Source organism: Ramlibacter aquaticus, from assembly GCF_015159745.1.
Classification (GTDB): domain Bacteria; phylum Pseudomonadota; class Gammaproteobacteria; order Burkholderiales; family Burkholderiaceae_C; genus Ramlibacter; species Ramlibacter aquaticus.
Genome location: NZ_JADDOJ010000225.1, coordinates 1 through 248, shown reverse-complemented (window position 1 = coordinate 248; position 248 = coordinate 1). Strand labels below are relative to the sequence as shown.

The 248-nt window shown below is 63.7% G+C and carries 1 protein-coding gene; it reads right to left on the bottom strand.

What is annotated here, in order from left to right; genetic code table 11:
- Positions 1-248: NAD(P)-dependent oxidoreductase (locus IM725_RS20225; protein WP_193782421.1), on the bottom strand; the 248-nt coding region annotated here is incomplete at both ends.

The following is a 248-nucleotide window of genomic DNA, read 5'->3' as shown; positions in this document are numbered from 1 at the left end:
ATCGTAGATGGCGCCCTTCGGCTGGTGGCGCAGGCACCACTCGATGGCACGGCAGAAGTCCCGGTTGTAGAGGGGCTGGCGCATGTAGCGGCCGTGGCCGGGAATGGGGAACACCGGCACCTTCTCCATGAAGCGCGCGAGCCAGCCGAAATGCTTGGGGTCGAACCATCCGTACATCAAGGTCGGGCGAAGAACGCAGCCAGCCACGCCACTGGCCAGGAAGTGTTCTTCCTGGGTCTTCTTGGTGC